Consider the following 244-nt stretch of genomic DNA (forward strand, 5'->3'; position numbering starts at 1 on the left):
ATAAATGTTTTAGATAAAGACTTAAAAGTTGTTGCATTTATTGATAATGAGGTTCCAAACCTCCCAAACTATTATGAAGATGAATTTAATGAATACTTGGATTTAGGAACTTGTTCATTTGATTTTACTGTTAAAAAACTTAACGAAAAAGGAGAAGTTAATGATTATGTGATTTATTTAAATGACAAGACTTGCTTCTCTTTTATTAGAAACGGTAAAGAATACGCAGTTTTTCCAGCTGGTT

Annotated in this window: 1 protein-coding gene; it reads left to right on the top strand. The window is 27.9% G+C overall.

The genetic code is table 11. The annotated features are described in order from the left end of the window. A partial coding sequence (locus tag ACWA1B_RS23365) for a hypothetical protein (RefSeq protein WP_456911071.1) occupies nucleotides 1-244 on the top strand: 244 nt, incomplete at both ends.

It is taken from the genome of Flavobacterium xizangense, assembly GCF_054075145.1.